This window comes from Klebsiella sp. 10-1 (assembly GCF_009758445.1).
Taxonomy (GTDB): Bacteria; Pseudomonadota; Gammaproteobacteria; order Enterobacterales; family Enterobacteriaceae; genus Klebsiella; species Klebsiella scottii.
This window is the reverse complement of sequence record NZ_WQRE01000001.1, coordinates 945,368-967,297: the sequence shown is the minus strand read 5'-3', so window position 1 is coordinate 967,297 and position 21,930 is coordinate 945,368. Positions and strand designations below refer to the sequence as shown.

General features: G+C 59.4%; 23 protein-coding genes. 7 read left to right on the top strand and 16 right to left on the bottom strand.

Going from position 1 to position 21,930, the window contains the following annotated elements:
• The first annotated feature begins 75 nt into the window (after nucleotides 1–75).
• Nucleotides 76–1,401 carry a guanine deaminase gene (gene guaD, locus GO007_RS04560; protein ID WP_095096105.1) on the top strand — a complete coding sequence of 442 codons (1,326 nt, stop codon included), beginning with the start codon at nucleotides 76–78 and terminating at the stop codon, nucleotides 1,399–1,401.
• Between the two features lie 27 nt (nucleotides 1,402–1,428).
• On the opposite strand, the gene uraH is transcribed toward guaD, so the two are convergent.
• Both uraH and uraD read right to left on the bottom strand, forming a co-directional pair.
• On the bottom strand, nucleotides 1,429–1,755 hold the full coding sequence (gene uraH / locus GO007_RS04555; RefSeq protein WP_095096101.1) for a hydroxyisourate hydrolase: 327 nt from the start codon (nucleotides 1,753–1,755) through the stop codon (nucleotides 1,429–1,431).
• Nucleotides 1,752–2,270 (bottom strand): 2-oxo-4-hydroxy-4-carboxy-5-ureidoimidazoline decarboxylase, encoded by a 519-nt coding sequence (uraD, locus tag GO007_RS04550; protein ID WP_095096098.1) that lies wholly within the window; start codon nucleotides 2,268–2,270, stop codon nucleotides 1,752–1,754. The genes uraH and uraD overlap by 4 nt, the downstream gene beginning before the upstream one ends.
• Before the next feature lie 316 nt (nucleotides 2,271–2,586).
• On the opposite strand from uraD, the gene hpxO reads away from it, so the two are divergent.
• Nucleotides 2,587–3,741: an FAD-dependent urate hydroxylase HpxO gene (hpxO, locus tag GO007_RS04545; protein WP_095096095.1), complete on the top strand. Its 1,155-nt coding sequence runs from the start codon at nucleotides 2,587–2,589 to the stop codon at nucleotides 3,739–3,741.
• Here hpxO and hpxR read toward each other — a convergent pair.
• Entirely contained in the window at nucleotides 3,738–4,682 is a 945-nt protein-coding gene (gene hpxR / locus GO007_RS04540; protein WP_095096093.1) for a LysR family hpxDE operon transcriptional regulator HpxR, read from the bottom strand. The genes hpxO and hpxR overlap by 4 nt on opposite strands.
• Before the next feature lie 127 nt (nucleotides 4,683–4,809).
• Between hpxR and hpxD the strand changes: the two genes are divergently transcribed.
• Together hpxD and GO007_RS04530 are read left to right on the top strand one after the other, a co-directional pair.
• The gene (gene hpxD / locus GO007_RS04535) at nucleotides 4,810–5,847 is read left to right on the top strand and encodes a molybdenum cofactor-independent xanthine hydroxylase subunit HpxD (protein ID WP_095098044.1); all 1,038 of its coding nucleotides are present in this window, start codon (nucleotides 4,810–4,812) and stop codon (nucleotides 5,845–5,847) included.
• Between the two features lie 12 nt (nucleotides 5,848–5,859).
• Complete coding sequence (locus tag GO007_RS04530; protein WP_095096090.1) at nucleotides 5,860–6,831, top strand: PDR/VanB family oxidoreductase; 972 nt, start codon at nucleotides 5,860–5,862, stop codon at nucleotides 6,829–6,831.
• A gap of 379 nt (nucleotides 6,832–7,210) precedes the next feature.
• Here the strand turns inward: GO007_RS04530 and GO007_RS04525 are convergent, their stop codons facing one another.
• The 7 genes from GO007_RS04525 to GO007_RS04495 form a co-directional block, all read right to left on the bottom strand.
• Nucleotides 7,211–7,531 (bottom strand): hypothetical protein, encoded by a 321-nt coding sequence (locus tag GO007_RS04525; protein WP_095096087.1) that lies wholly within the window; start codon nucleotides 7,529–7,531, stop codon nucleotides 7,211–7,213.
• A complete protein-coding gene (locus tag GO007_RS04520; protein WP_095096084.1) occupies nucleotides 7,528–7,767 on the bottom strand; it encodes a hypothetical protein in 240 nt (79 codons plus the stop codon). The genes GO007_RS04525 and GO007_RS04520 overlap by 4 nt, the downstream gene beginning before the upstream one ends.
• Before the next feature lie 17 nt (nucleotides 7,768–7,784).
• On the bottom strand, nucleotides 7,785–8,510 hold the full coding sequence (locus GO007_RS04515; RefSeq protein ID WP_095096081.1) for a DarT1-associated NADAR antitoxin family protein: 726 nt from the start codon (nucleotides 8,508–8,510) through the stop codon (nucleotides 7,785–7,787).
• A gap of 4 nt (nucleotides 8,511–8,514) precedes the next feature.
• Nucleotides 8,515–9,573: a DarT ssDNA thymidine ADP-ribosyltransferase family protein gene (locus tag GO007_RS04510; protein ID WP_095096078.1), complete on the bottom strand. Its 1,059-nt coding sequence runs from the start codon at nucleotides 9,571–9,573 to the stop codon at nucleotides 8,515–8,517.
• A 362-nt stretch (nucleotides 9,574–9,935) separates the two neighbouring features.
• Nucleotides 9,936–10,964, bottom strand: coding sequence for an ABC transporter ATP-binding protein (locus GO007_RS04505; protein ID WP_095096074.1), 1,029 nt, complete (start codon nucleotides 10,962–10,964; stop codon nucleotides 9,936–9,938).
• A gap of 1 nt (nucleotide 10,965) precedes the next feature.
• Nucleotides 10,966–12,540, bottom strand: coding sequence for an ABC transporter permease (locus tag GO007_RS04500; RefSeq protein ID WP_189339819.1), 1,575 nt, complete (start codon nucleotides 12,538–12,540; stop codon nucleotides 10,966–10,968).
• A gap of 23 nt (nucleotides 12,541–12,563) precedes the next feature.
• The gene (locus GO007_RS04495) at nucleotides 12,564–13,580 is read right to left on the bottom strand and encodes an iron ABC transporter substrate-binding protein (protein ID WP_095096068.1); all 1,017 of its coding nucleotides are present in this window, start codon (nucleotides 13,578–13,580) and stop codon (nucleotides 12,564–12,566) included.
• A 546-nt stretch (nucleotides 13,581–14,126) separates the two neighbouring features.
• On the opposite strand from GO007_RS04495, the gene GO007_RS04490 reads away from it, so the two are divergent.
• Nucleotides 14,127–14,462, top strand: coding sequence for a gamma-glutamylcyclotransferase family protein (locus GO007_RS04490; protein ID WP_095096065.1), 336 nt, complete (start codon nucleotides 14,127–14,129; stop codon nucleotides 14,460–14,462).
• Nucleotides 14,463–14,538: 76 nt separating this feature from the next.
• Here the strand turns inward: GO007_RS04490 and GO007_RS04485 are convergent, their stop codons facing one another.
• Nucleotides 14,539–15,564, bottom strand: a complete 1,026-nt coding sequence (locus GO007_RS04485) for an LLM class flavin-dependent oxidoreductase (RefSeq protein ID WP_095096063.1) — start codon at nucleotides 15,562–15,564, stop codon at nucleotides 14,539–14,541.
• Between the two features lie 321 nt (nucleotides 15,565–15,885).
• On the bottom strand, nucleotides 15,886–16,827 hold the full coding sequence (locus tag GO007_RS04480; RefSeq protein ID WP_095096060.1) for a LysR family transcriptional regulator: 942 nt from the start codon (nucleotides 16,825–16,827) through the stop codon (nucleotides 15,886–15,888).
• An 87-nt stretch (nucleotides 16,828–16,914) separates the two neighbouring features.
• Here GO007_RS04480 and GO007_RS04475 point away from each other — a divergent pair, with 87 nt between their 5' ends.
• On the top strand, nucleotides 16,915–17,925 hold the full coding sequence (locus GO007_RS04475; protein ID WP_095096057.1) for a zinc-dependent alcohol dehydrogenase family protein: 1,011 nt from the start codon (nucleotides 16,915–16,917) through the stop codon (nucleotides 17,923–17,925).
• 80 nt (nucleotides 17,926–18,005) lie between these two features.
• Here GO007_RS04475 and GO007_RS04470 read toward each other — a convergent pair whose 3' ends face one another.
• The 3 genes from GO007_RS04470 to GO007_RS04460 form a co-directional block, all read right to left on the bottom strand.
• Nucleotides 18,006–18,323, bottom strand: a complete 318-nt coding sequence (locus GO007_RS04470; RefSeq protein ID WP_095096054.1) for an EthD family reductase — start codon at nucleotides 18,321–18,323, stop codon at nucleotides 18,006–18,008.
• 61 nt (nucleotides 18,324–18,384) lie between these two features.
• Nucleotides 18,385–19,836, bottom strand: coding sequence for an MFS transporter (locus GO007_RS04465; protein ID WP_095096051.1), 1,452 nt, complete (start codon nucleotides 19,834–19,836; stop codon nucleotides 18,385–18,387).
• A 47-nt stretch (nucleotides 19,837–19,883) separates the two neighbouring features.
• The gene (locus tag GO007_RS04460; RefSeq protein WP_095096049.1) at nucleotides 19,884–20,483 is read right to left on the bottom strand and encodes a TetR/AcrR family transcriptional regulator; all 600 of its coding nucleotides are present in this window, start codon (nucleotides 20,481–20,483) and stop codon (nucleotides 19,884–19,886) included.
• 111 nt (nucleotides 20,484–20,594) lie between these two features.
• Here GO007_RS04460 and GO007_RS04455 point away from each other — a divergent pair, with 111 nt between their 5' ends.
• On the top strand, nucleotides 20,595–20,990 hold the full coding sequence (locus GO007_RS04455) for a RidA family protein (RefSeq protein WP_095096046.1): 396 nt from the start codon (nucleotides 20,595–20,597) through the stop codon (nucleotides 20,988–20,990).
• 140 nt (nucleotides 20,991–21,130) lie between these two features.
• Here the strand turns inward: GO007_RS04455 and GO007_RS04450 are convergent, their stop codons facing one another.
• Nucleotides 21,131–21,874 (bottom strand): SDR family NAD(P)-dependent oxidoreductase, encoded by a 744-nt coding sequence (locus GO007_RS04450; protein ID WP_095096043.1) that lies wholly within the window; start codon nucleotides 21,872–21,874, stop codon nucleotides 21,131–21,133.
• Nucleotides 21,875–21,930 lie beyond the last annotated feature (56 nt).

Sequence of the window (21,930 nt, the reverse complement as noted above, 5' to 3'; positions counted from 1 at the left end):
TACTCCTCAACCGCGACGGCTGGCATCAATATTGCTTTAAATTTTACTCAATGAGCGCTTCAACAGGGAGTCAACATGGCGGAAACCATCAGGTCGTACGATGCTGCAATTCGCGGGGCGTTTTTTGATATCGCCCAGGTCGCCGACAGCGCTGACGATATCGCCCGTCACGCGCGCTATCTTGCCGATGGCCTGCTGTTTATTGAGAACGGCGCGATCCGCATGCTGCTGCCGTGGCAGGAGGGAGAGCAGTTTCTCCATCCGCACAAGGGTTATACCGACCTGCGCGGCCGGCTGCTGCTGCCGGGTTTTATCGACGCCCACGTCCATTATCCGCAAACGGAGATGATTGGCGCCTACGGCGAACAGCTGCTGGAGTGGTTAACCACCTACACTTTTCCGGTCGAAAGCCAGTTCGCAGATGAGGCCTACGCCGCGGAGATCGCCCAGTTTTTTGTCAACCAGCTGCTCAGCCACGGCACCACCACCGCGCTGGTCTTCTGCACGCTGCATCCCGAGTCCGTCGATGCGCTGTTTACCGAAGCGCTGCGTCTGAATATGCGGCTCCTCGCCGGGAAGGTGATGATGGACCGCCACGCGCCGGATTATCTGACGGAGACGGCGCAGCAGAGCTACCGGCAAACCCGCGAGCTGATTCAACGCTGGCACCACCGCGGGCGTCTGGGCTATGCCATTACCCCGCGCTTTGCCCCCACCTCCACGCCGGATCTGCTATCGGCCATTCAGCAGCTGAGGGAGGAGTTTCCGGACACCTGGCTGCATACCCATCTGAGCGAAAATCTCAGCGAGGTGGCGTGGGTGAAAAGCCTGTGGCCGGAGCATGAACACTATCTCGACGTCTATCACCACTACCGGCTGACCGGCGAGCGCAGCGTGTTTGCGCACGGCATTCATCTGGCCGACGCGGAGTGGCGCTGCCTGCACGATACCGGTTCCGCGCTGGCCTTTTGCCCGACCTCCAACCTGTTCCTCGGCAGCGGCCTGTTTCGCCTGCCCGCCAGCTGGCAGCAGCGGGTGCGGATCGGCATCGGCACCGACGTGGGGGCGGGAACCACCTTCAGCATGCTGCGCACGCTAGGGGAAGCCTACAAAGTTGCGCAGCTACAAAGCTATCGTCTGCCCGCCTGCGAGGCCTTTTACCACGCCACTCTCGGCGGCGCGCACGCCCTGCGCCTCGACGATAAAATTGGCAATTTCCAGCCGGGGAAAGAGGCCGACTTCGTGGTCATCGACCCGGCAGCCACCCCTTTGCAGCGGCTGCGGATCGGACGCTGCAAAGATATCTACGAGCAGCTGTTTGTGCTGATGACCCTCGGCGACGAGCGTAATATCAGCGAGACCTGGGTCAACGGCGAGCCCGTCTGGCGCCAGCATGGCTGACGCCGCAGGCCAGGCCGCAAGGAAAAGTTAGCTCCCCCGATAGGTTGACCAGCCGCCGGGGGCGATCAAAAACGGCAGGTGAAAGTGCTCATCGTCCTCTTCGCCGATAGCAAAATCGATCTGCGCCTTGAGGTAGAGCGTTTCCCGCCCGTCGCGCGAAAACCAGTCGCCAATCTCCGCCACCAGCCGATAGCGCCCGGCAACCAGCATGCCCGGCGCCAGCAGCGCAATGCGGCCCTGTTCATCGGTCAGGCCGCTGGCGATGGATTGCCCGCCCAGCAGCAGGCTCACCGCCACGCCCTCGGCGGGCCTGCCGCTGGAGATATCGAGAATATGGGTGCTCAACGTATTCATTCGCCTATGACTCCCGTCAGTCTTAATAAGGTAATTTCGCGAAGCTGCGCCAGCGCCACCTGCGCCTCTTCCGCTTCGCCGTGGTTCAGCCGCTGCGTCAGCGCCTGCAGTATCTCTTCCCCGCTGCGGCCTTTGGCGCGGATCAGGAACACCCGTCCGAAGCGGGCTTCGTAGCGGGCGTTGCCCTCCCTCAACGCCTGAGCGAGGAGCGTATCTTCATCATTGATGGACGCCTGCTCCCGCCGCGACAGCGCGGCATGGCCCCGCTCTCCGGCCGGTTTTTCACCGATTCGCGGATGGGCGCTCAGCGCCCGATCCAGCTCGGCCTCCCCCCAGCGCTGCGCGGCCTCATTGGCGGCGGCCAGCAGCGCGGCAAGGTCAGGATAGGGACGGCCCCGCACCAGCGCCGTGGCCCAGGCGGGGATCGCCACGCAGGGCCGCAGCAGGCCGCAGGCCGCCTCTTCATCCAGCAGGTTAAACTCACCAATCGCGATTGTCGCGGCCTCTTCGGACATGTTGTCGCCCCTTATGCCAAACGGCCCATGCGGCTCGTTGTTAATAGCGTTAGCGCAATATTGCACAAAGCGGCTTGCACAAAGCAGGCCACATTCCCTCATTGCGGGTCTGGCCGCCGCGGCCTGATGAAACGGTTGATTCTCATACGCCAGCCTTACAATTTTTGATGCAAAAAAAGGCAATTATTGCCCGATAACGCACCACTTTAGCGCATAACCTCCGCCAACGCGTCCGCCAGACGCCTCTGTCGCGCCCGCCGGCAAGCTGGTACGCAAATTGCTCGGTTCTTCAGGACGCATGCCACAGGAGAAGATGATGAAAGCATTAGTGATGGGCGCCGGTATCGGTGGCCTGAGCGCGGCCGTCGCGCTTAAAGACGCCGGGATTAGCTGCGAAGTTTTTGAGGCGGTGCAGGAGATTAAGCCGGTTGGCGCCGCCATCTCAATCTGGCCCAACGGGGTGAAGTGCATGAACCGGCTGGGTATGGGCGACATCACGGAGACCTACGGCGGCCCGATGCGCTATATGGCCTATCAGGATTACCTGGATGGAAAAACCCTGACCCGCTTTAGCCTTGCTCCGCTGGTCGAGCGCACCGGCGGCCGCCCTTGCCCGGTTTCGCGCAGCGAACTGCAGGGCGAGATGCTCAATTTCTGGGGCCGCGACGCGGTACGGTTCGGTAAACGGGCTACCCGCGTGCAGGAGGAGGAGGACGGCGTGACGGTGTGGTTCAGCGACGGAACCACGGCCCACGGCGATATGCTGATTGCCGCCGACGGCAGCCACTCGGCCCTGCGCCCGTACGTGCTTGGCTTTACGCCCGAACGGCGCTACGCGGGCTACGTCAACTGGAACGGTCTGGTGGAGATTGATGAGTCCATCGCCCCCGCCGATCAGTGGACCACCTTCGTCGGTGAAGGCAAACGCGTCTCGCTGATGCCGGTCGCCAGGGGGCGCTTCTATTTTTTCTTTGATGTCCCCCTGCCGGCCGGACTGCAGGAAGATCGCAGCACCCTGAGGGCGGATCTTAGCCGCTATTTCAGCGGCTGGGCGGCGCCGGTGCAGAAGCTGATAGCCCGCCTCGATCCGGCCACCACCAATCGTATCGAAATTCACGATATTGAGCCCTTCGACAGGCTGGTGCGCGGCAAGGTAGCCCTGCTCGGGGACGCCGGGCACAGCACCACCCCGGATATCGGCCAGGGCGGCTGCGCGGCGCTGGAGGACGCGGTTGTGCTGGGCGAGGCGTTGCGCGAAGGCGGGGATATCGCCGCCGCGCTGCGCCGCTACGAAGCCCGGCGCTGCGAGCGGGTTCGCGACCTGATCCTGAAAGCGCGAAAGCGCTGCGATATCACCCACGGCAAGGAGATGGCGCTGACCGAGGCCTGGTACCGGGAGCTGCAGGAGGAGAGCGGCGAGCGGATTATCAACGGCCTGTGCGAGACGATACAGGGCGGCCCGCTCGGCTAGCCGCCGCTTTCAGGGCCGCTGCCTCGCCTTTCGCCGACGGCCTGCATCTCCTCCATCACCGCCGTCAGTTTCTGAATCGCCATCTGCGCCGGACGAGAGAGCTGGCGCGATGGCGCGGTGCACAGCGCCAGGGTCAGCGGCCGCAGCAGCTTATTGCGCAACGGAATAAACGCCAGCTGTCCGCTTTTTACCTCATCCAGGACGTCCAGCAGGCTCAATACCGTCACGCCGCTGCCTTTAAGGACCAGCGATTTAATCAGGCGAATATCATTGCAGCTGATGCTGTTTGCCGGGGAAAAGTCATAGTGCCGGTAGAGCATCGCCACCCGGTCGTGCACGATAAGCGGCGCGCCGGGAACGATGTGCCGCAGCTGGCTGAGATCGCCTAACGACAGCGCAGCGCCCTGGGCGAGCGGGCAGTCCGGGCGCATCACCACCCCCATCTCCAGCTCGACGAACGCCAGCACGCTAAGTCCCGCCTGGCCTTCCGGGTCGAGAATCAGCCCAAAATCGACGTCGGCCTGACGGACTTTCTCGCTCACCGCGTGGCTATCCGCCACCCGCAGATTGAGCTCCAGCCACTGCCACCCGGTAATAATATCGGCCAGCGCCGCGGCAAAGCTGCCCTCCGCCAGCGCCTGCACCATGCCGATGCTGACGCTGCCGCGCTTTAACCCCTGCAGCTCGTCAAACTGCTGGCGGGTAAGCTGAAACTCTTTTTGCCAGCGCAGCAGGTTGTCATAGAGCAGCTCTCCGGCGGTGGTCATTCGCAGCCCTTCCGGCAGCCGTTCAAACAGCGGCGTACCGAACTCCTCTTCGGCCTGCAGGATCTGGCGGTTAATCGCCGAGGCCGAGATATGCAGCTTTTCAGCCGCCCGGCGCAGGCTGCCGCTGCGGGCCACCGCGGCGAAATAGATAGCGAAACGCGAAAACGGACTCATATCCCACCTGTTCTCTTTTTTGCAACGGGTTATTGAATTAATGGCGATGGATGTCAACACCCTAATATGACAACAATAAACTCACAACAATTAAACAAATGCTTTTCCGTGAGCAGGAAGGAACATGATGAACAGAACCAATCCCACCCCACCGGCCCGCTGCACCTTCGAGCCGGATGACTGGCTCAGGCTGGCGAAATGCTGGCACCCGGTCGCCCGCGCCGAGGATGTCGGCGGCGCCCCGCTGAAGGCGACTCTGCTGGACGAACCGCTGGTTATCTACCGGATTAAAGGCTCGGTGGTGGTCGCCCGCGACGTCTGCCCCCATCGCGGCGTACCGCTGACCCTCGGCTCTCACGACGACGAAGGGATTATTTGCCCCTATCACGGCCTGCGCTTCGGCGAACAGGGGCGCTGCAACCGAATCCCCTCCAGCCCCGACCAGCCGGTTCCGGCGAGGCTCCACCTGACCCACTATGCGGTGGAGGAGCGCTTTGGGCTGATCTGGGTGTGCATGGCCTTCGACCCGGAGAACCCGATGCCGCTGCCCACCATGCCGCACTGGCACGATGAGGGGTTTCAGCAGATCAACTGCCCGGCGTTTGAAGTCAACGGCTTTGCCGGCCGTCAGGTGGAGGGGTTTCTCGATGTCGCCCATTTTGCTTGGATCCATACCGATACCTTCGCCGATCCGGATAATCAGGAGGTGCCGGCCTACAGCCCGCAGGAAACGTCTTTTGGTTTTATTGCCGATTACTGGAGCTCGGTCGGCAACTATCCGGCCAGCGCCGGATTCCGCGCGCCGGAGGGGTTTCAGTGGCTGCGCCATTTCGAGATGCACCTGCCCTTTACCGCGACGCTGACCATCCACTTCCCCGGCGAAGCCAGGCTGGTGATTATGAACGCCGCTTCGCCGGTATCGTCACGCGTCACCCGCATGTTCGCCCCGATTGCGCGCAACTTCGATCTGCACGTTCCGGTCGCGGACGTTCACGCGTTCAATCTGCGCGTCTTCGAGGAGGACCGGCTGATGGTCGAAACCCAGCGGCCGGAGAGGCTGCCGCTGGACTTAACCCTTGAGGCGCATATTCCCGCCGACCGCAGCTCGATTGCCTACCGTCGCGGGCTGCAGAAGATGGGCTTTGGCGACTTTTTCCTCGTATAGGCGGAGGCGTAAATGAGTGAACTGCTGCAGGTTGTCGTTGACGGAATGTGGCGCGAGGGCGATTCCAGCCTCGCCGTCAGGCTGGTGGCCAGCCGCGGGGAGCCGCTTCCCGAGTGGCGGCCGGGGGCGCATATCGATCTCCATCTGCCGGATGGGATGATGCGCCAGTACTCGCTGACCGGCCCGACGAGCGGCGCGGAGGGCTACCTGATCTGCGTCGCGCGGGATCGCGCATCGCGGGGCGGATCGCGCTATATCCACGAGGCGCTGCGCCCAGGCCAGGCGCTGCGCATCTCTCCCCCGCGTAATCTGTTTACGCTCCAACCGGCGGAACGCGTTCTGCTGCTGGCCGCCGGTATTGGCATTACGCCGCTGTACGCGATGCTGCTGCAGCTCGAAGCGGACGGCGTGCCGTTTGAGCTGCATTATTACGTGAAGCGCCGCGAAAACGCGGCTTTCATCCGCCAGCTGGCACGGCGCTTCCGTCAGGGAACCTGTACTCTTTACTGCTCAGAAGAGGGGCAAAGCCCGCGTCAGCGCCTCGCCACGACGCTCGCCGAGGCGCGGGCCGGGCAGCATCTGTATCTGTGCGGGCCCCACGGTTTTATGGCCTGCGCACGCCAGGCCGCGGCGGAAAGGGGCTGGTCGGAGGCGCAGATCCACAGCGAAGCGTTTCAGGCGACGCCGGCGATCGCCGACGTAAACAGTGAGGCCGATACGTTTATCGTCACCCTGGCGTCATCAGGCGCGCAGTGGCCGGTGCCGGCGCACCAGACTATCGCCCAGGTGCTCCAGCAGCAGGGAGTTGCGGTCCCGCTGTCCTGCGAGATGGGGATGTGCGGCGCCTGCCTCACGCCGGTTATCGAGGGCGTTGTCGATCACCGGGATACGGTACAGTCCCCGACCGAGAAAGCCGCCGCCGCGCAGCGTATCGCGCTCTGCTGCTCCCGCAGCCACTCGCCAAACCTGCTGATCGATCTCTAGCGGATGCCGCTCTCCGCTGGCGCCAGGCTGCCATAAAGCAGGCTGGCGCCCTGCCCGCCGATAAAATATCTACATATCAAAAAGTTAGTTAAACATTCCCTAATCGAATAATTCTGATAAAAATTATTCATTTCCTTTCTGAAGCAAATACCGCCATATTTGTATGACAAATCAGGCCTCGCCAGACGCCTCCTGCTGGCAGAGAGTAAGAGAAGGTCTCTCCTGGTGGACAAGTAGCGTGACGATCCTGACCAGCTGTCTGGGTATTGCCTGTCGCAGCCTCCAGACCGGTGCTCAGGAATCATTCTGGACATCCACAATAAAATTGAGTTCTATCCGAGTATTTGCCAGCCAGCTTTTGGCTGGCTTTTTTTTGCCGTCACCGGCCTGATTTTTCGTTTTTCAGCAGGTCGCTTAAGCGGGCATGGTTTTGCGCAAAGAGTGCGTTAAACGTCTCGCGGCTCTGCGGGTCTAAATCCGCCACCAGCGCCTCGCGCTGCTCCTGCCTGCGGATACTCTCCTGCACCGATTTCAGCGCCGCCTCCATAGCAATAAGCTCCCCTGCCAGCTCGCTTTCAAGCTTTGAGCGATAGAGAAACTCCCGCGCCAGCGCGCCCATTTTGCTATTAGCTTGATTAATCGCGGCGCTGCTTTTTTGCAGCGATTCGGCGACGGCGGCCAGTATTTTATTCTCGCTCATTGTTCAGTTCCCCCGACCGAGATCAGCCTCAGCGTCTCTGCCAGCTGGCGATGAAACATTTCCCGCTGCGCGACGCTCAGCGCATCCACCTGTCTTTTAACCGCGTTAACGCGGTCGAAGTACGCTTGCTGCACTTCTGCCTGAATCTCCCGTCGACGCTCGGCAGGGATATCGGTAAAGGCATCCGTTGATGCAGAGTCGGTGGTGAAAACCGTGCCAGGGAGTCGCCTGACCATAAGAGCCTCCTGATAATTTAAAACAGACGCATATTGCGCAGATCGCCATCGCTGGTGTTGTAAATCGTGAATCTCTCGATCAGTGCAATAAATTCGTCGCGCGGCGGGATCCCGTTCTCCAGCAGCTTACGCTGGCTCAGGGCGCACCACAGCGCCACGGAGTAAGCCTGACAATTCACCGATTTTTCCGGGTTGAATTCAATATCTGTAAACGCCTGGTAATCCAGCACGCTCTCTTTAACCGGCGAATGGTTGAGCGCATTGAGGTACAGCCAGTCATAGAAGGCGGTTTTCGGTTCTAATGCCCAGATGATGGCTGCGCGCTGTTCGTTCGGCTGGAAGGAAAAGTGCGCCAGTCGCCCGGACGTTTTCAGCTGCTCCGCGCGCTTGGCGTCTTTCGGCGACATGCGCATCAGTTCGCGAAAAGGGCCGCGCACAATTCCGTTATCAATAAATACTTTCGAAGACTGAAATAGCGATTCCACGCTAATAAACTGCCCCCCGCTGCTCTGCACGCCCATATTAAAGGCGCTCAGCTCCCTGCCCACGGCTTGCGTGGACTTACTGGATACCTCAAGAATTTTCGCGCCCGGGGCATGTTGCCGATAGTTATCGTGCAGGGAGGCGATAGATTTCTGCTTTTGCGTCACCGCCAGCCCGGCTGACCAGCTGAACTCCACATTAGCGATATCAACCAGGGTATCCCCCTGGCTTCTCGGGATAAACACGGGGCGTACGGCCATAAATTCACCTGAAAGAAAAACGAGAAGGATCGACCGTGATTATCACCGGACTATCGCGTAGCCATAAAGGAATATTATCGGCGCTGTAGAAAATAACTTCACTGATAAACCCGGGGGGAATATTGCCAAGATAGAGAATTTCCGCCTGAATATCATACGGGCGATCCCCGGACTCCTCGTCATTATCCCCGACAAACATGGTTTGAAACGCCGTATGCTTTTTACGCTCTTCAACGCTGACGGCCTTCACCGCATTCGATGCCGCGTTGCTTCTGCAGAATACGGCCCGGTTGAGCAGCTGTGAAAAGTCAAATGAGGGCTGAGTGGGCCCGCTGATTAGCTCTTTTTTGATCTTCAAAATCACCCACTCACGATGGCTTAACCCCTGAGAATATTTGTAGAGCATTTTATTATTAATATGGCCTACCGACAGAGATATTGAATCTCGTACCCCATCCAATCGTAGCTCGTCATTATAGTGAAAAGAGTAGCCCGCATTTTCAATTTGCTGGCGCGTCATAATGCCTAATGAAAATATCCCTTTCAAATTATCCAGGTGAGTAAAGTGATACAGTGAAGAGATATTCCGGCGTTTTACCTGCGAAAAATCTATCGCCCGCGCCCAGTTAAATTGCTGAATGGCATAGAACGGCTTGCCCGGAATTTGCTGCATAAATGCGTAATGTAAATCTGATGTATAGGCCGGCGCCAGATTGGTCAACCCGGTAATCGCGTAGCGCGTTAGCATATAATCTTTAAACCCGACGACATGCATAATAATAGCCAGCGCCTCGGTCATCGTAATCGACACCGGTACATTATCAGGCTCGCGACTTAGCGTCGGCTTTTCTTTATTAACTACTTCGCGGTTATTAAATAGTGAATTGCGCTGTTCCGCCGCCTCGCGGAACGGCTCGGCCCCTCGCTGGCGCGCCTCTGGCTTTGCGACCACCGCCTGCGGCGCAACCGGTTGACTACCTGATTTAGTAGGTGGCGTTTCCTTTTTTTTTATTAAGTTACCAATAATAGCCAGCACAATTAGAATGCCAATCACAGTCCACATATGAACTCCAGCAGCCGCATTATGATTTTGTTGTGTGTAAAAACGAACAGCGCCGCCTCCCTGATAATGGGATCGGGCAAGTATTATCTTATTAGTATTTTGCGCTTATCGGCGAACGCACGGAACGCGCAATAAATAAGCGCCGCCCTACAGTAATCCATTCATTCCGTGAACTCAAGGGCAATCAATACGCCGTGAGGCTGCGGACTTCGGCTATTTTATAGCCCGAAACCGCAGCGTAATATGGCGCATTTACCGTGAAAATATCGCGTTATCATTATTCGGCAGCAGATATGCAGCACTCTGTCACGCCATTTAGCCGCCCGGACAGAACAATCATCGACAAAAGAGGTATCATTATTTTAATGCATAAATACCCGCGCCTTCCCGGCGACCGCTATACGCACCGCGGCGCCCATCGTCCAGCCTGCCTGGCTAACGGTTTTCAGGATCAGCGGTTCCGCCATCCCCGGGGCTGCCAGGCTCAGGGTGGAGAGATGTCCGCAAAAATCGACGTCAACGATCGTCATGGCGCTTTCATGCGCCTGGCAGACGGTAACAATCAGCTGCTCCGGGCGCAGCATAATCCGGCCGCTCCCCGCAGCATGGTCATCATCGGTGAGCACCTCGCCAATGACGCACTCCGCGCGGCCGGCGCTGAGCCGGGCGGGAAGCACCAGCGCGTCGCCAAGAAACAGCCCGGTCGCCTCATCAACCGGCCGGGAGTAAACCGCAAAAGGGCTGCCGACCTGAGTGAAACGCCCCTCGCGCATCACCGCCACCTGGCTGGCGAAAGAGAGCGCTTCGTTCCGATCGTGGGTTACAAGGATGGACGCCACGCCGCTCTGCGCCAGCAAATCTGCGGTAGCTCTGCGGGTGGCGGCGCGAAGTCCGGTATCGAGGGCCGAGAAAGGCTCATCCAGCAGCATCAGCGCGGGACGCTGCGCCAGAGCCCTGGCTAAGGCCACGCGCTGCTGCTGGCCGCCGGAAATTTCGTGCGGCCAGTGGGTCGCCAGCTGAGGGTCCAGAGAGACCATCTCCATCAGCGCCTCTACCTTACGCCGCTTCTCCCGGCGGGTATCGTCCAGACCCCAGGCAATATTGTCCGCCACGTTAAGATGGGGGAAAAGCGCCCCCTCCTGCGGCACAAAGCCGATACCACGCTGGTGAGCGGGAATAAAAACCCCTTCGCCGTACAGCGTTTTTCCCAGCATAACGATACGACCGGCATCCGGCGTTTCAAAGCCGGCAAGAATGCGCAGCAAGGTGGTTTTTCCGGACCCTGAAGGCCCGACGATCGCCGTACGGCTGCCGGGAGCCACCGTCAGATTGAGATTATCCAGCACCAGGGCATCGGCAAAAGATTTAGAGAGCGAGGTGAGTTCCAGCATATTACAAACCTGCCATTTTTTTCGACTGTACATAAAGAATGCCGGTTAGCGGCAGCGAGATCAGAATCATTAGCATCGCGTAGGGCGCGGCGGCCACGTAGTCAATCTCGCTGGTGAGCGCCCAGAAGCCGGTTGCCAGCGTGCGGGTACCCAGCGGCGAAAGCAGCAGCGTGGCGGTCAGCTCGTTGCTCACGCCGAGGAAGACCAGCGCCGCGCCGGCGGCGGCGCCGGGTGCCGCGAGGCGCATGGTGACGCTCCAGAGCGCCCGGGCAGGAGTTCGCCCCAGGCTGCGCGCGACGTTTTCCAGCTCCACCGGCGCCTGGGCAATCCCGGCGCGCAGATTGATCAGCGCTCTGGGCATAAACATCAGCAGATAGGCAAGAAACAGAGTGACTTCCGTTTGATAGACCGGCCGCGCGTAGTGGATAGTGACCGTCACCAGCGCCAGCGCCGTGACGATACCCGGCAGCGAGCTGGTTATATAGTTGCACCCTTCCAGCAGGCGGAACACGCGGTGCGGATAGCGAACGCCCAGCCACGCGATGGGGATAGCGCAGGCGGTGGTCAACAGGGCGCCGGCGGCGCCGGTCATCAGCGTCTGGCGCAGCGAGAGCCAGAGATCGGCGTGGTACCAGTTTGCCACTCCCCCCAGCCATAGCCAGCGGCAGAGGACAATCAGCGGCACGCCGAGCGCGAGAAGCACCAGCATAAAAAGCAGCAGCTGCGCGGCAAGGGTGGCCGGCGTTTTCAGCGTCCGCCGCTTCTGTTCGCGTGCGGCCCCCGCACCAATCCTCGCGTAGCGGGCCTTACCGCGCGTTGCGCCCTCCAGCAGTAAAATCGCCAGGCAGCACAGCGCGAGGACGCCGGCCAGCATGTTCGCGGCCGGGCCGCTGAAAGTGGACTGAAACTGGTCATAAATCGCGGTAGTAAAGGTATCGAAGCGGATCATCACGAACAGACCGTACTCCGCCAGCAGATGAAGGGCTACCAGCAGCGCCCCGCCGCAAATCGCCAGCTTCAGCTGGGGGAATACCACGCTGAAAAAGACCCTCCAGGGCGGCGTCCCGAGCGATGCGGCCACGTCCTCAAGCGTCGGGTCAAGACGTTTGAGCACCGCCGCAACCGGCATATAGATAAACGGGTAGTAGGCTAAGACCGAGAGAAAGACGCCGGAGGAGAGGCCGTGCATCGACGGAACGGCGCTGACCCAGGCATAGCTTTGCACAAATGCCGGAATGGCCAGCGGCGCAACGGCCAGCGCCGACCATATCCCGCGACCCGCCAGCGTCGTGCGCTCCGTCAGCCATGCCACCATCACCCCGAGCGTAATGCACAGCGGGATCGTCAGCGCGGTCAGCCACAGCGTGTTGTTGAGCAATTCGCCAACCCGCGGGCGAAATACCAGCGTTTTAATGGTCTCCCAGCCGGTTTCAATGCCAACAGCAATGACAAAACCGGGCGGCAGCAGCGCAAGTAATGAAAACAGGACGGCTAATGCCATCATCGGAAACGCAGGACGCCTGCGCTCAGGCAGGCGTCCAACTTTTTTTCCGAGTATAAGACTCAGACCAGACATAAATTTTTCACTTCAGCCAGGGATTACAGCAGACCGGCCTGCGTCATCAGATCGATGACCTTTTTACCGTTCAGTGAGGAAGGCTCAACTTTTGGCGCATCCAGCTCGCGCAGCGGCGTCAGCTTCGGATTGGAGGCCGCGTTGACGCCAACGGCATATTCAAACGCATTGTTGGTGCGTAGCTCGTCCTGGCCCTGCTTGCCGGTGATCCACCTGATAAAGGCCTGGGCCTGCTGCGGATGCTTGCTGGATGCCAGTACGCCACCGCCGGAAATGCTGACAAACGCGCCCGGGTCCTGATGCTTGAAGTAATAGAGCCTGGTGTTTTTGCTGTTTTCGCCGGTTTTAGCCTGATCGACAAAGCGGTAGTAGTGGTAGATCACGCCCCCATCAATCTGGCCCGCGTTGACCGCCTTCATCACCGTGCTGTTGCCTTTATAGGCCACAAAGTTGGCCTTCATTGCTTTGAGCCAGTCGAGGGTCGCCTTCTCGCCTTTCAGCGCCAGCATCGCGCTAACGATAGCCTGGAAATCGGCCCCTGACGGAGAGGCCGCCCAGCGCCCTTTCCACTCCGGTTTTGCCAGGTCCATCAGCGAGTTCGGCAGCTGAGATTCGCTGATTTTTTGCGGGTTATAGACGAACACGGTGCTGCGTGCGGCGATACCAACCCAGCGCCCGTGCTCCGGGCGATACTCTGGCGCCACCTGCTTCAGGGTATCGGCCTCCAGGGGGGCAAACAGCCTGGCGTTATCAACCAGCACCATCGACGGAGAGTTTTCGGTCAGGAAGACGTCGGCCGGAGATGCCGCCCCTTCCTGCACCAGCTGGTTGCCCAGCTCGCTGTCTCCGCCGTTACGTAAGGTCACTTTAATACCGGTCTCTTTGGTAAACCCGTCAACCCACGACTTAACCAGGTTTTCATGCTGCGCATTATAAATAACAATACCTTCGCTGCTATCTGCAGCCAGAGCCTGAGGCGCAAGGAACATTGCCGACGCGACCAACGCCGCAGAGTAACAGGATGAGAGGCGGAAATTCATATGCTAATCCTTAGTAATAGAAGAAAAAGGGCAACCAAAGCAGAGCGAAAAGGATTAAAGCACAGAGAAATAAGAATGATAATGAAAACAATTACCATCAAAACAAAACAGTTAAAAACACTCTGTTTAATAAGCGGCTTGTTTGATTATTCTTATTTTAAATTACGGGATAAAAGAAGCTTAAAATAACCTTAAGGTGGAAATGTTTTTTAAGCGCAATAATAATAAACGCGATCGACATAACATTTTAGCCCGCCACGCCAGCCGCCAACGGCAGGGCGATAATCCGGGAAATATTGAACGCAGCCTGCTCGCCAGATGCGCTCGTTTTTTATTTATTGATATCCATCCGCTCCGTTGACCGTCCGGCAAACAAAGCATGTCAGAGTATCAGAACGGTTCCTGTGACGTCCTTTTATTCACACCGGCGGGTCGCTGACCAGGCTGAAGCACTATCCCGGCGCTTTAAAAAGCGTGATGATTCCGCCAGTATAAGCGATGTCCCCTGCCCGTTGGGGAATTCATCACTTTGCTTAATGAGGGATAATGGAACGCTTATTTGTCTACGGCACGCTGCGCCCGGGCCACGCTAATGCCCATATTCTGGAAAACATCGGCGGAGAGTGGCTGCCAGGCGCGGTGACCGGCACGTTTTACGAACGCGGCTGGGGCGCTGCCGCTGATTTTCCGGGGATCGTCCTGAGTAAAAACGGGCCGCAGGTCCAGGGTTATCTGTTTTTGTCCGCGAAGCTGGCGGAGTGCTGGCCAATGCTGGATGAATTTGAAGAGGGCTACGACCGGGTGGAAGTTGAGGTGACGACGGCCGATGGTCGGCGCCTGTGCGCATGGATCTATCAGCTACAGCCGCAAACGCACCCGTAGGGTCGTGCGTTCAACGTATCGATGATTAACGCCCCGCATGGCGCAATGCCTGCGGAGCGTTTTGCCTTACAGCCAATTAGCTGCGCCAGCCCAGCGCCGGCGCAACGTGTTTGAGGATCGACTCGATAACGTGCGCGTTGTAATCCACGCCCAGCTGATTCGGCACGGTCAGTAATAAGGTGTCCGCTTCGGCGATGGCTTCGTCCTGTTTCAGCAGCTCGATAAGCCTGTCCGGCTCTGCGGCATAGCTGCGGCCGAAAATCGCGCGCGTTTTCTCATCCAGTAAGCCGATCGTATCGCCGTCATCGCGGCCGGAACCGAAATACATCCGATCGCGGTCGTCCATCAGGGCAAAAATACTGCGGCTGACCGAGACGCGCGGCGTGCGGGAATGTCCCGCCTGCGCCCAGGCCTCGCGGTAGGCCCGGATCTGTTTCGCCTGCTGAATATGGAAAGGCTCGCCCGTTTCGTCATCTTTCAACGTCGAGCTTTGCAGGTTCATGCCCAGCTTCGCCGCCCATACCGCGGTCGCGTTCGAGCCCGCCCCCCACCAGATACGCTCGCGCAGCCCTTCAGCATAGGGCTCGGGGCGTAGCAGGCCCGGCGGGTTAGGAAACATAGGCTGCGGATTCGGTTTGGCAAAACCTTCGCCTCGTAGTACGTCCAGCAGCACTTCGGTATGACGGCGCGCCATGTCTGCTTCGTTTTCCCCGGCGGAAGGCACATAGCCAAAATGACGCCAGCCGTCGACCACCTGCTCCGGAGAGCCGCGGCTGATACCAAGCTGCAGGCGGCCGCCGGAGATCAAATCCGCCGCCCCCGCGTCCTCGGCCATATACAGCGGATTTTCATAGCGCATATCGATAACGCCCGTGCCGATTTCAATGCTGCGGGTTTTCGCGCCTATCGCGGCCAGGAGAGGAAACGGCGAGCTGAGCTGGCGGGCAAAATGGTGCACCCGGAAATAGGCGCCGTCCGCGCCCAGCTCTTCGGCGGCAACGGCCAGGTCGATGGATTGCAGCAGCGCGTCAGCGGCCGAACGGGTTGCGGACTGCGCCGACGGCGTCCAGTGACCAAATGACAAAAATCCAATCTTTTTCATGACGTATTCATCCTGGTTTGCAGGGAAATTATCCGCAGGCTGGCATTGACCACGGTGCCGTCAATCAGCACCTGCCGAGGTTTAGATCTACTTTACGCATTCGCTGATGAGAATAAATATCGTTTGTTTAACATAATGCATCAAATAAATTGACCGAGTGGCGCTGGCCTCGATCCTCACCCCCTGCGGCCTGCACCTGGCATACGGCCCCCTGCCGAAGCGCCCAATTAAAAAGCCCTGAAGGAGCCGTCAGGGCTTTATCATAACCCGCTAAATTATCCCCCCGCGCCGCGATCGTGCGAACTCAGCGTGACGGGATGGTCAGGAGGCAACCTTCGGTAACACGGCCCAAGGTGGCGGCTTCAATCTCTCCGCGATCCAATCAGAAAAGGCGCGAGTTTTCGAGGGCGTACCCGCGGCTGCGGGGGTAACCACATACACCGCACCTCGGTCGAGTAGGGTCCAGTCAGGCAGGATCTCAACAAGCCGCCCCGCTGCCAGTTCACGGGAGGCATACCAGTCAGAAGTATATAAAACCCCCATGCCGCTGACGGCCGCCTCGACCAATAGCTCGGCATCGTCCGAAGCAAGGGGGCCGGTCACCGCGACGCCAGAGGCTCCTCCGTTTGGTTTGCTGAAGCTCCATTTGTAAGGATCGTGCCGGCCGGTGAAGCATAAGCACGGCACGTTCGTCAGGTCCTGCGGTACCCGGATAGTCGGATGCCGGGCAATAAACGCCGGTGATGCGCAGATTAATCGGCGCCGCTCGGCTACTTTGCGCGCAACCAGGCGCGAGTCGGGGAGCTCTCCCAGCCGAATAGCGAGATCAAAACGCTCGCCGATAAGATCGACGAATCGGTTACTGGTATCCACTTCCACGGTTACCTGAGGATGCGCGCGCAGAAACTCCAGGATGAGCGGCGTCAGCCACAGGCGGCCAAAGTTTCCCGGCAGGGTGACGCGTAAATGCCCGCGGGCTTCGCCATCGGCAAAGGCAGCCGCCTCCCCTCCGGCGGCCTGCAGCTCATACAGCAGCGGACGAATACGCTCCAGGTAGCTGCGGCCCGCTTCCGTGAGGACAACCTTACGCGTGCTTCGCTCCGCCAGTCTGATCCCCATTCTCGCCTCCATCGCACTCAGGCGGCGAGAAATAGCCGTCGAATCGCGTCCGAGTTGCCGACCGGCCGCGGCGAAAGACCCCGTATCAGCCAGCGCCACAAATGCCGCCAGTTCGTTCAAATTAGAAAAGAATGATTGCTGCATATATCGCACGGATGAAGTGTAAGTCCTATCAATTCTAAATATAAATGCAGCAATGTACAGTGGGTTTTTCCCCACGGAGTAACCCCGATGAAATACATTGAAATCACAGCCCCTTCACGAGATGCATTCCAGTATGGAGAGCGTCCCGACCCCGTCCCCCCGACCAAAGGGCGCATCCTGGTACGGATGAAGGCTGGCAGTATTAATTTCGCCGATCTGGCCGTGGCCTCCGGCCAATATCCCGGTGCGCCTTATCCCATTATTCCGCTTGCCGATGGCGCGGGTGAAGTCGTGGCTATCGGGGAGGATGTCTGGCAGGTCAAAGTGGGGGATCGCGTCGCCGTCCACGTTAAGGCGCGCTGGATTGCCGGCCGCTCCAGCGCCGAGCTGGCCAACCCCATGCGCGGAGCGACCCTCCCCGGTTCGCTGGTTGAAATCGCCGAACTCGACGCGGCTGGCGTTGTAAAGATCCCTGATTACTTAAGTTGGGAAGCGGCGGGTACGCTGCCCGTCGCCGCGATGACCGCATGGCGGGCTCTGGAGGCGGCGCATATTGGACCCGCATCGACCGTAGCTCTGCTGGGTACAGGTGGGGTGTCAATATTCGCTCTGCAGCTGGCCAAGGCCCGCGGGGCCAGAGTCATCATCACCTCCTCCTCCGAGGAAAAGCTGAGGCGAGCCCGTGAACTAGGTGCCGATGAGGTGTTCAACTACCGCAAGGACGCCGCATGGGACGTATTTATCCAGCAGCGAACCGGCGGCGTGGGCGCGGACTTAGTTATCGATCCCGTCGGAGGGGAAGCCTTTAACCGCTCGGTATCCGCCGTGCGCCACGGCGGCACGGTAGCAGCGATCGGTTTTCTCGGCGGTGGCTCGACTCCGCTGGACCTGCTGTCAGTGATCTTCAAGGAGGTGCGCGTTCAGGGCGCCAACGGTGGGTCGGTGGCCGATCTGGCCGCTGCGGTGGCGGCGATCGCAGCACACCGCATCGAGCCGGTCATCGACCGCAAATTCACCCTCAACGAGCTCGCGCAGGCCTATGAGCTGATGTCGCAAGGCGGGCATTTCGGTAAAATTGCGATCGAATTTGATTGGTGAGGCCTGTCGTCCCGGCATCTGATTCCCGGAAACGCAATAAGATTAACGCCACCTGCTCTGCAGGTGGCCTATTTACGTAATCAAAGCGGACGAGCGCGCATGCGCACGGGGTGGATATCGGTAAACAGCGGCACGTCCGCCATCACTTCGGCGACTTCCGGCGAAGAAAATACCGCGGCCACCGCCGCCTCATCGCGGAAAATACATTCACAAATGGCAAGAGTTCCCGGTTCCTCCCGCATCGGGAAGAAAGCGGCCACGCTGAGCAAACCATATTTTCCCCAGAGGTCCATCACCAGCGGAAGATGGCCGTTAACATAGTATTGCCGATCGAAACGATCCTGCGCGCTGCCCTGATAGCTGACGTAGATAACAACCTGCGTATTCTCTGTATTCATAATGCTCTTCTGTTAAAGGGATTTGAAATAGCCGCGTTGGCCTCAGCGCGGGTTGAGCGGCTCATACGTTCGATTTAAGGACCTTCAGCCCAACCGCAGACTTTCGGGCCAGCCTGATACTTAACCCTGCCCCGGCCGCCAGACAGCTGGCGATGCACAGGACGGCGACGATAAAGGCATGGGTAATCGCGGCAGGATCGCTGCGTGAACCCAGTACGGCATAAAAAATGCCGCCAATAACCGCCACGCTAAGGGCTGTGCTCAGCTGTAGGGTCGAGCTGACCAAGCCGGCAATCATCCCGGCATAGGCCGGCGCAACGCGGCCGGTAATAATGTGCATCAGCGTCGGGAGCGCCAGCCCCTGGCCGAAGCCGATGATGAAAAGCGCCGCTGACAGGGGGACGGCGGCCGGCGGGATACCGTCCGCCGTCGTCATCATCAGTCCGGCGAACCCCAGCAGACCCAGCGCTTCCAGCCCCATCCCGATGGGATTGACATAGGCGCCTGCAATCCGTCGGCCAAACGGCGTTGACAGCGGCCCCAGCAAAAAACCGGCGCCGAACGGCAAAAAGATCAGCCCTGCCCGCAGTACGCTTTGCTGCAGAGCGCTCTGCAAATAGATCGAGAACAGCAGGAAAAAGACGCCAATCGAATAGAACAGCAGCGCCAGCAGCAGGGAAAGCCCCATGCCCGGCTCGCGAAAAATCATCGGGTCGATAAGGGGATCGCCGCCCCTGCGCGCAAGCCGGTTTTCATAGCGCCAGAACAGACAGGCAGCGACCGGCGTGAGTGATAGCGCCAGCCAGGACCACCACGGCCAGCCCGCCTCCCGGCCTTCGATCAGCGGTACGATAAGCAGCCCCAGGGTGATGACTGAGAGCGTCATCCCGCCCATGTCTAACCTGCGGGCCTGCGGTGCGCGCGTCTCTTTTATCAGCGGAATGCCGAACAGGATGACCAGTAGCGCGATCGGCAGGTTGACGAGGAAAATGGCCCGCCAGCCGCTATCAAAGAGATTTAAAGAGATCAGAATGCCGCCCAGCGCCTGGCCGACGACCGACGCCAGGCCGAATACCGCCCCATAAAGGCCCAACGCGCGCGATTTTTCCGCTTCCGGGAAAATAGCCTGAATCGACGCCAGCGCCTGCGGAGCCATAATCGCGGCGGCGATCCCCTGCAACACGCGGCCGGCGATCAGCGCCCCGGGCGACCAGGCAAAACCACACAGCGCCGATGCCGCGGCAAAGCCAATCAATCCGGTAAAAAACATCCGCCCGCGCCCAAACAGATCCCCCAGCCGCCCGCCGGTGATCAGCGTAACGGCATAAAATCCGGCATAGGACGATATGACAAACTGCTCAGCCGAAGCTGAGGTCCCGAGCTCCCCCTGAATTGAAGGCAGCGCCACGTTCACGATAAAAAAATCAAGCGGCGGTAAAAAAGCGCCCACCAGCAGGACGATAAACATCGCCCAACGATGAGGCTCGGCTGAGTCAGGATCTATGTGGGACATATACGGCCTCCAAAATGGAACCAATCAGTCCCAAATAAGATAAAAATTTAACCCTCGATAACCCGCATCGTGCAATCAACCACGGCGTGCATATCTTCTTCGCGCGCGCCGGTTTTGCCCAGCACCCGCATACCTTCAATCTGACAAACCAGAAAACGCGCCGCCGCCTGCTCATCGCACTCGGGCAGCTCGCCACCGATCTGACCGCGCACGATCGCCGCGGCATACAGCTGCTGCAACCGCCGGAACATGCGCCCGGTTCGCTCGGCCACCTGCTCATCGCGCGCGGCCATTTCGGTGGTCAATGACACCACCAGGCAGCCGCGTCGCCCCTTCTCGCCCGATGAAAGCGCGGCATAGCGCAGCAGCGAAGCGCGGATCGCTTCGGCTACCGATCCGGGTTGGGACAGAATATCCGCCGTCGCCTTCAGCCCGTCGGCGGTGTACAGATCCAGCGCGGCCAGCAGCAGCCCCTTTTTATCGCCGAACGCTTTGTAAAGGCTACCGCGCGATAAGCCGGTACCGGCGATCAAATCCGGCAGCGAGGCCGCCTCATAGCCGAGATCCCAAAAAACGTTCATTGCATCGCGGGCGGCCTCTTCCAGCTCAAACTCTCGCGGACGCCCGATACCAGACAGATTTTTCATTGATAAACCCAAACAGGAGGCTTAGATTATAAACCGATTGGTTCCTATACTAGCAGCGGCGGAAGGACAAACGCAAGCCGCCTGGCTGCACAACGAAGGATTAAATACGTCATGACTGAAAGAAAATTCATTATCCCCGCCGCCATGCGGGCGCTCTCTGAACGCACCGGCTACGTGCCCGCCGTGCTGGTCGGCAACACCCTCTATTGCGCCGGGCAGGTGGGCCGCACGGCCGAGCTTGAGGTGATTACCGACCCGCAACAGCAGTTTATTGCCTGCTGGCGTAACCTGGAATTAGTGCTCAACGAAGCGGGCTGCAGCTTTGACGACGTGGTGGAGATGACCACTTATCACGTTGATATGGCGGAACATATGAGTACCTTTCGCCGCGTGAAGGACAGCCTTTTTCCGCGCGGCAGAAGCGCATGGACCTGTGTAGAGGTGACGAACCTGGCGCATCCGGGCCTGCTGGTCGAAATAAAGTGTATTGCCGTCCGGAGTGCGTAAACGCGCCCCTGTGGGGATAAAATTTAGAGATAGCGTGCCATAAAAAAAAGCGCGGATTGTCCACCGCGCTTTTGTCCCGGGAGATGGCAGAGCTCTCCCCGCCGCCGGGCGGAATGGCTCTGCCCCAGGCAGCGAGGCGGCTAAACGGCGACGCTGCCGCCATCGACAAACAGCTCATTGCCGGCGATGAAGCTGCTCTCGCTGGATGCCAGGAACAGCACGGCCTTCGCCACTTCGTCCGGCCGCCCCAGCCTGCCGAGCGGAACAAGCTGATTCAGCATATCTTCAAATCCAGGACGCGCGTCAAGATAGCCACGCATCAGAGGTGTTTCCGTGCCTCCCGGCGCGACGACGTTCACACGAATACCCTGCTCTTTCAGGTCATTGGTCCAGGTTCGTGCTAACGAGCGAACCGCGGCCTTGCTCGCGTTGTACAGCGACTGGCCGGCAAAGCCTTTGCTGCCGGCGACCGATCCATTGAGGACGATCGCGCCCCCCGCACTCATCAGCGGGAGCGCCTTCTGCACGGTGAAAAGTAATCCTTTGACATTCACAGCAAACATTCGGTCGAAATGGGCTTCGTCGATCGCCCCCAGCGGTTGCGTTTCGGCAATCCCCGCATTGGCAAAGACAACGTCCACCCTGCTGTGGTCATGCCCGATCCGCGCGTAGAGACGATCGAGATCGGCGGGAATAGCGACATCCCCCTGCACGCCCACCGCGCCGTTGCCAATCTCCTGCACGGCGGCATCGAGATGCTCCTGCCGACGCCCGGTGATATACACGTGGGCACCTTCAGCGGCGAACTGTTTCGCCGTCTCCAGGCCAATACCGTCGCTGCCGCCGGTGATGACCACAACCTTGTTCTCAAACCGCTTCGTCATTTCATCGCCCTCTCAATCAATAAGTGGAGTATTGCTCCACTTAAAATACGGAGGTA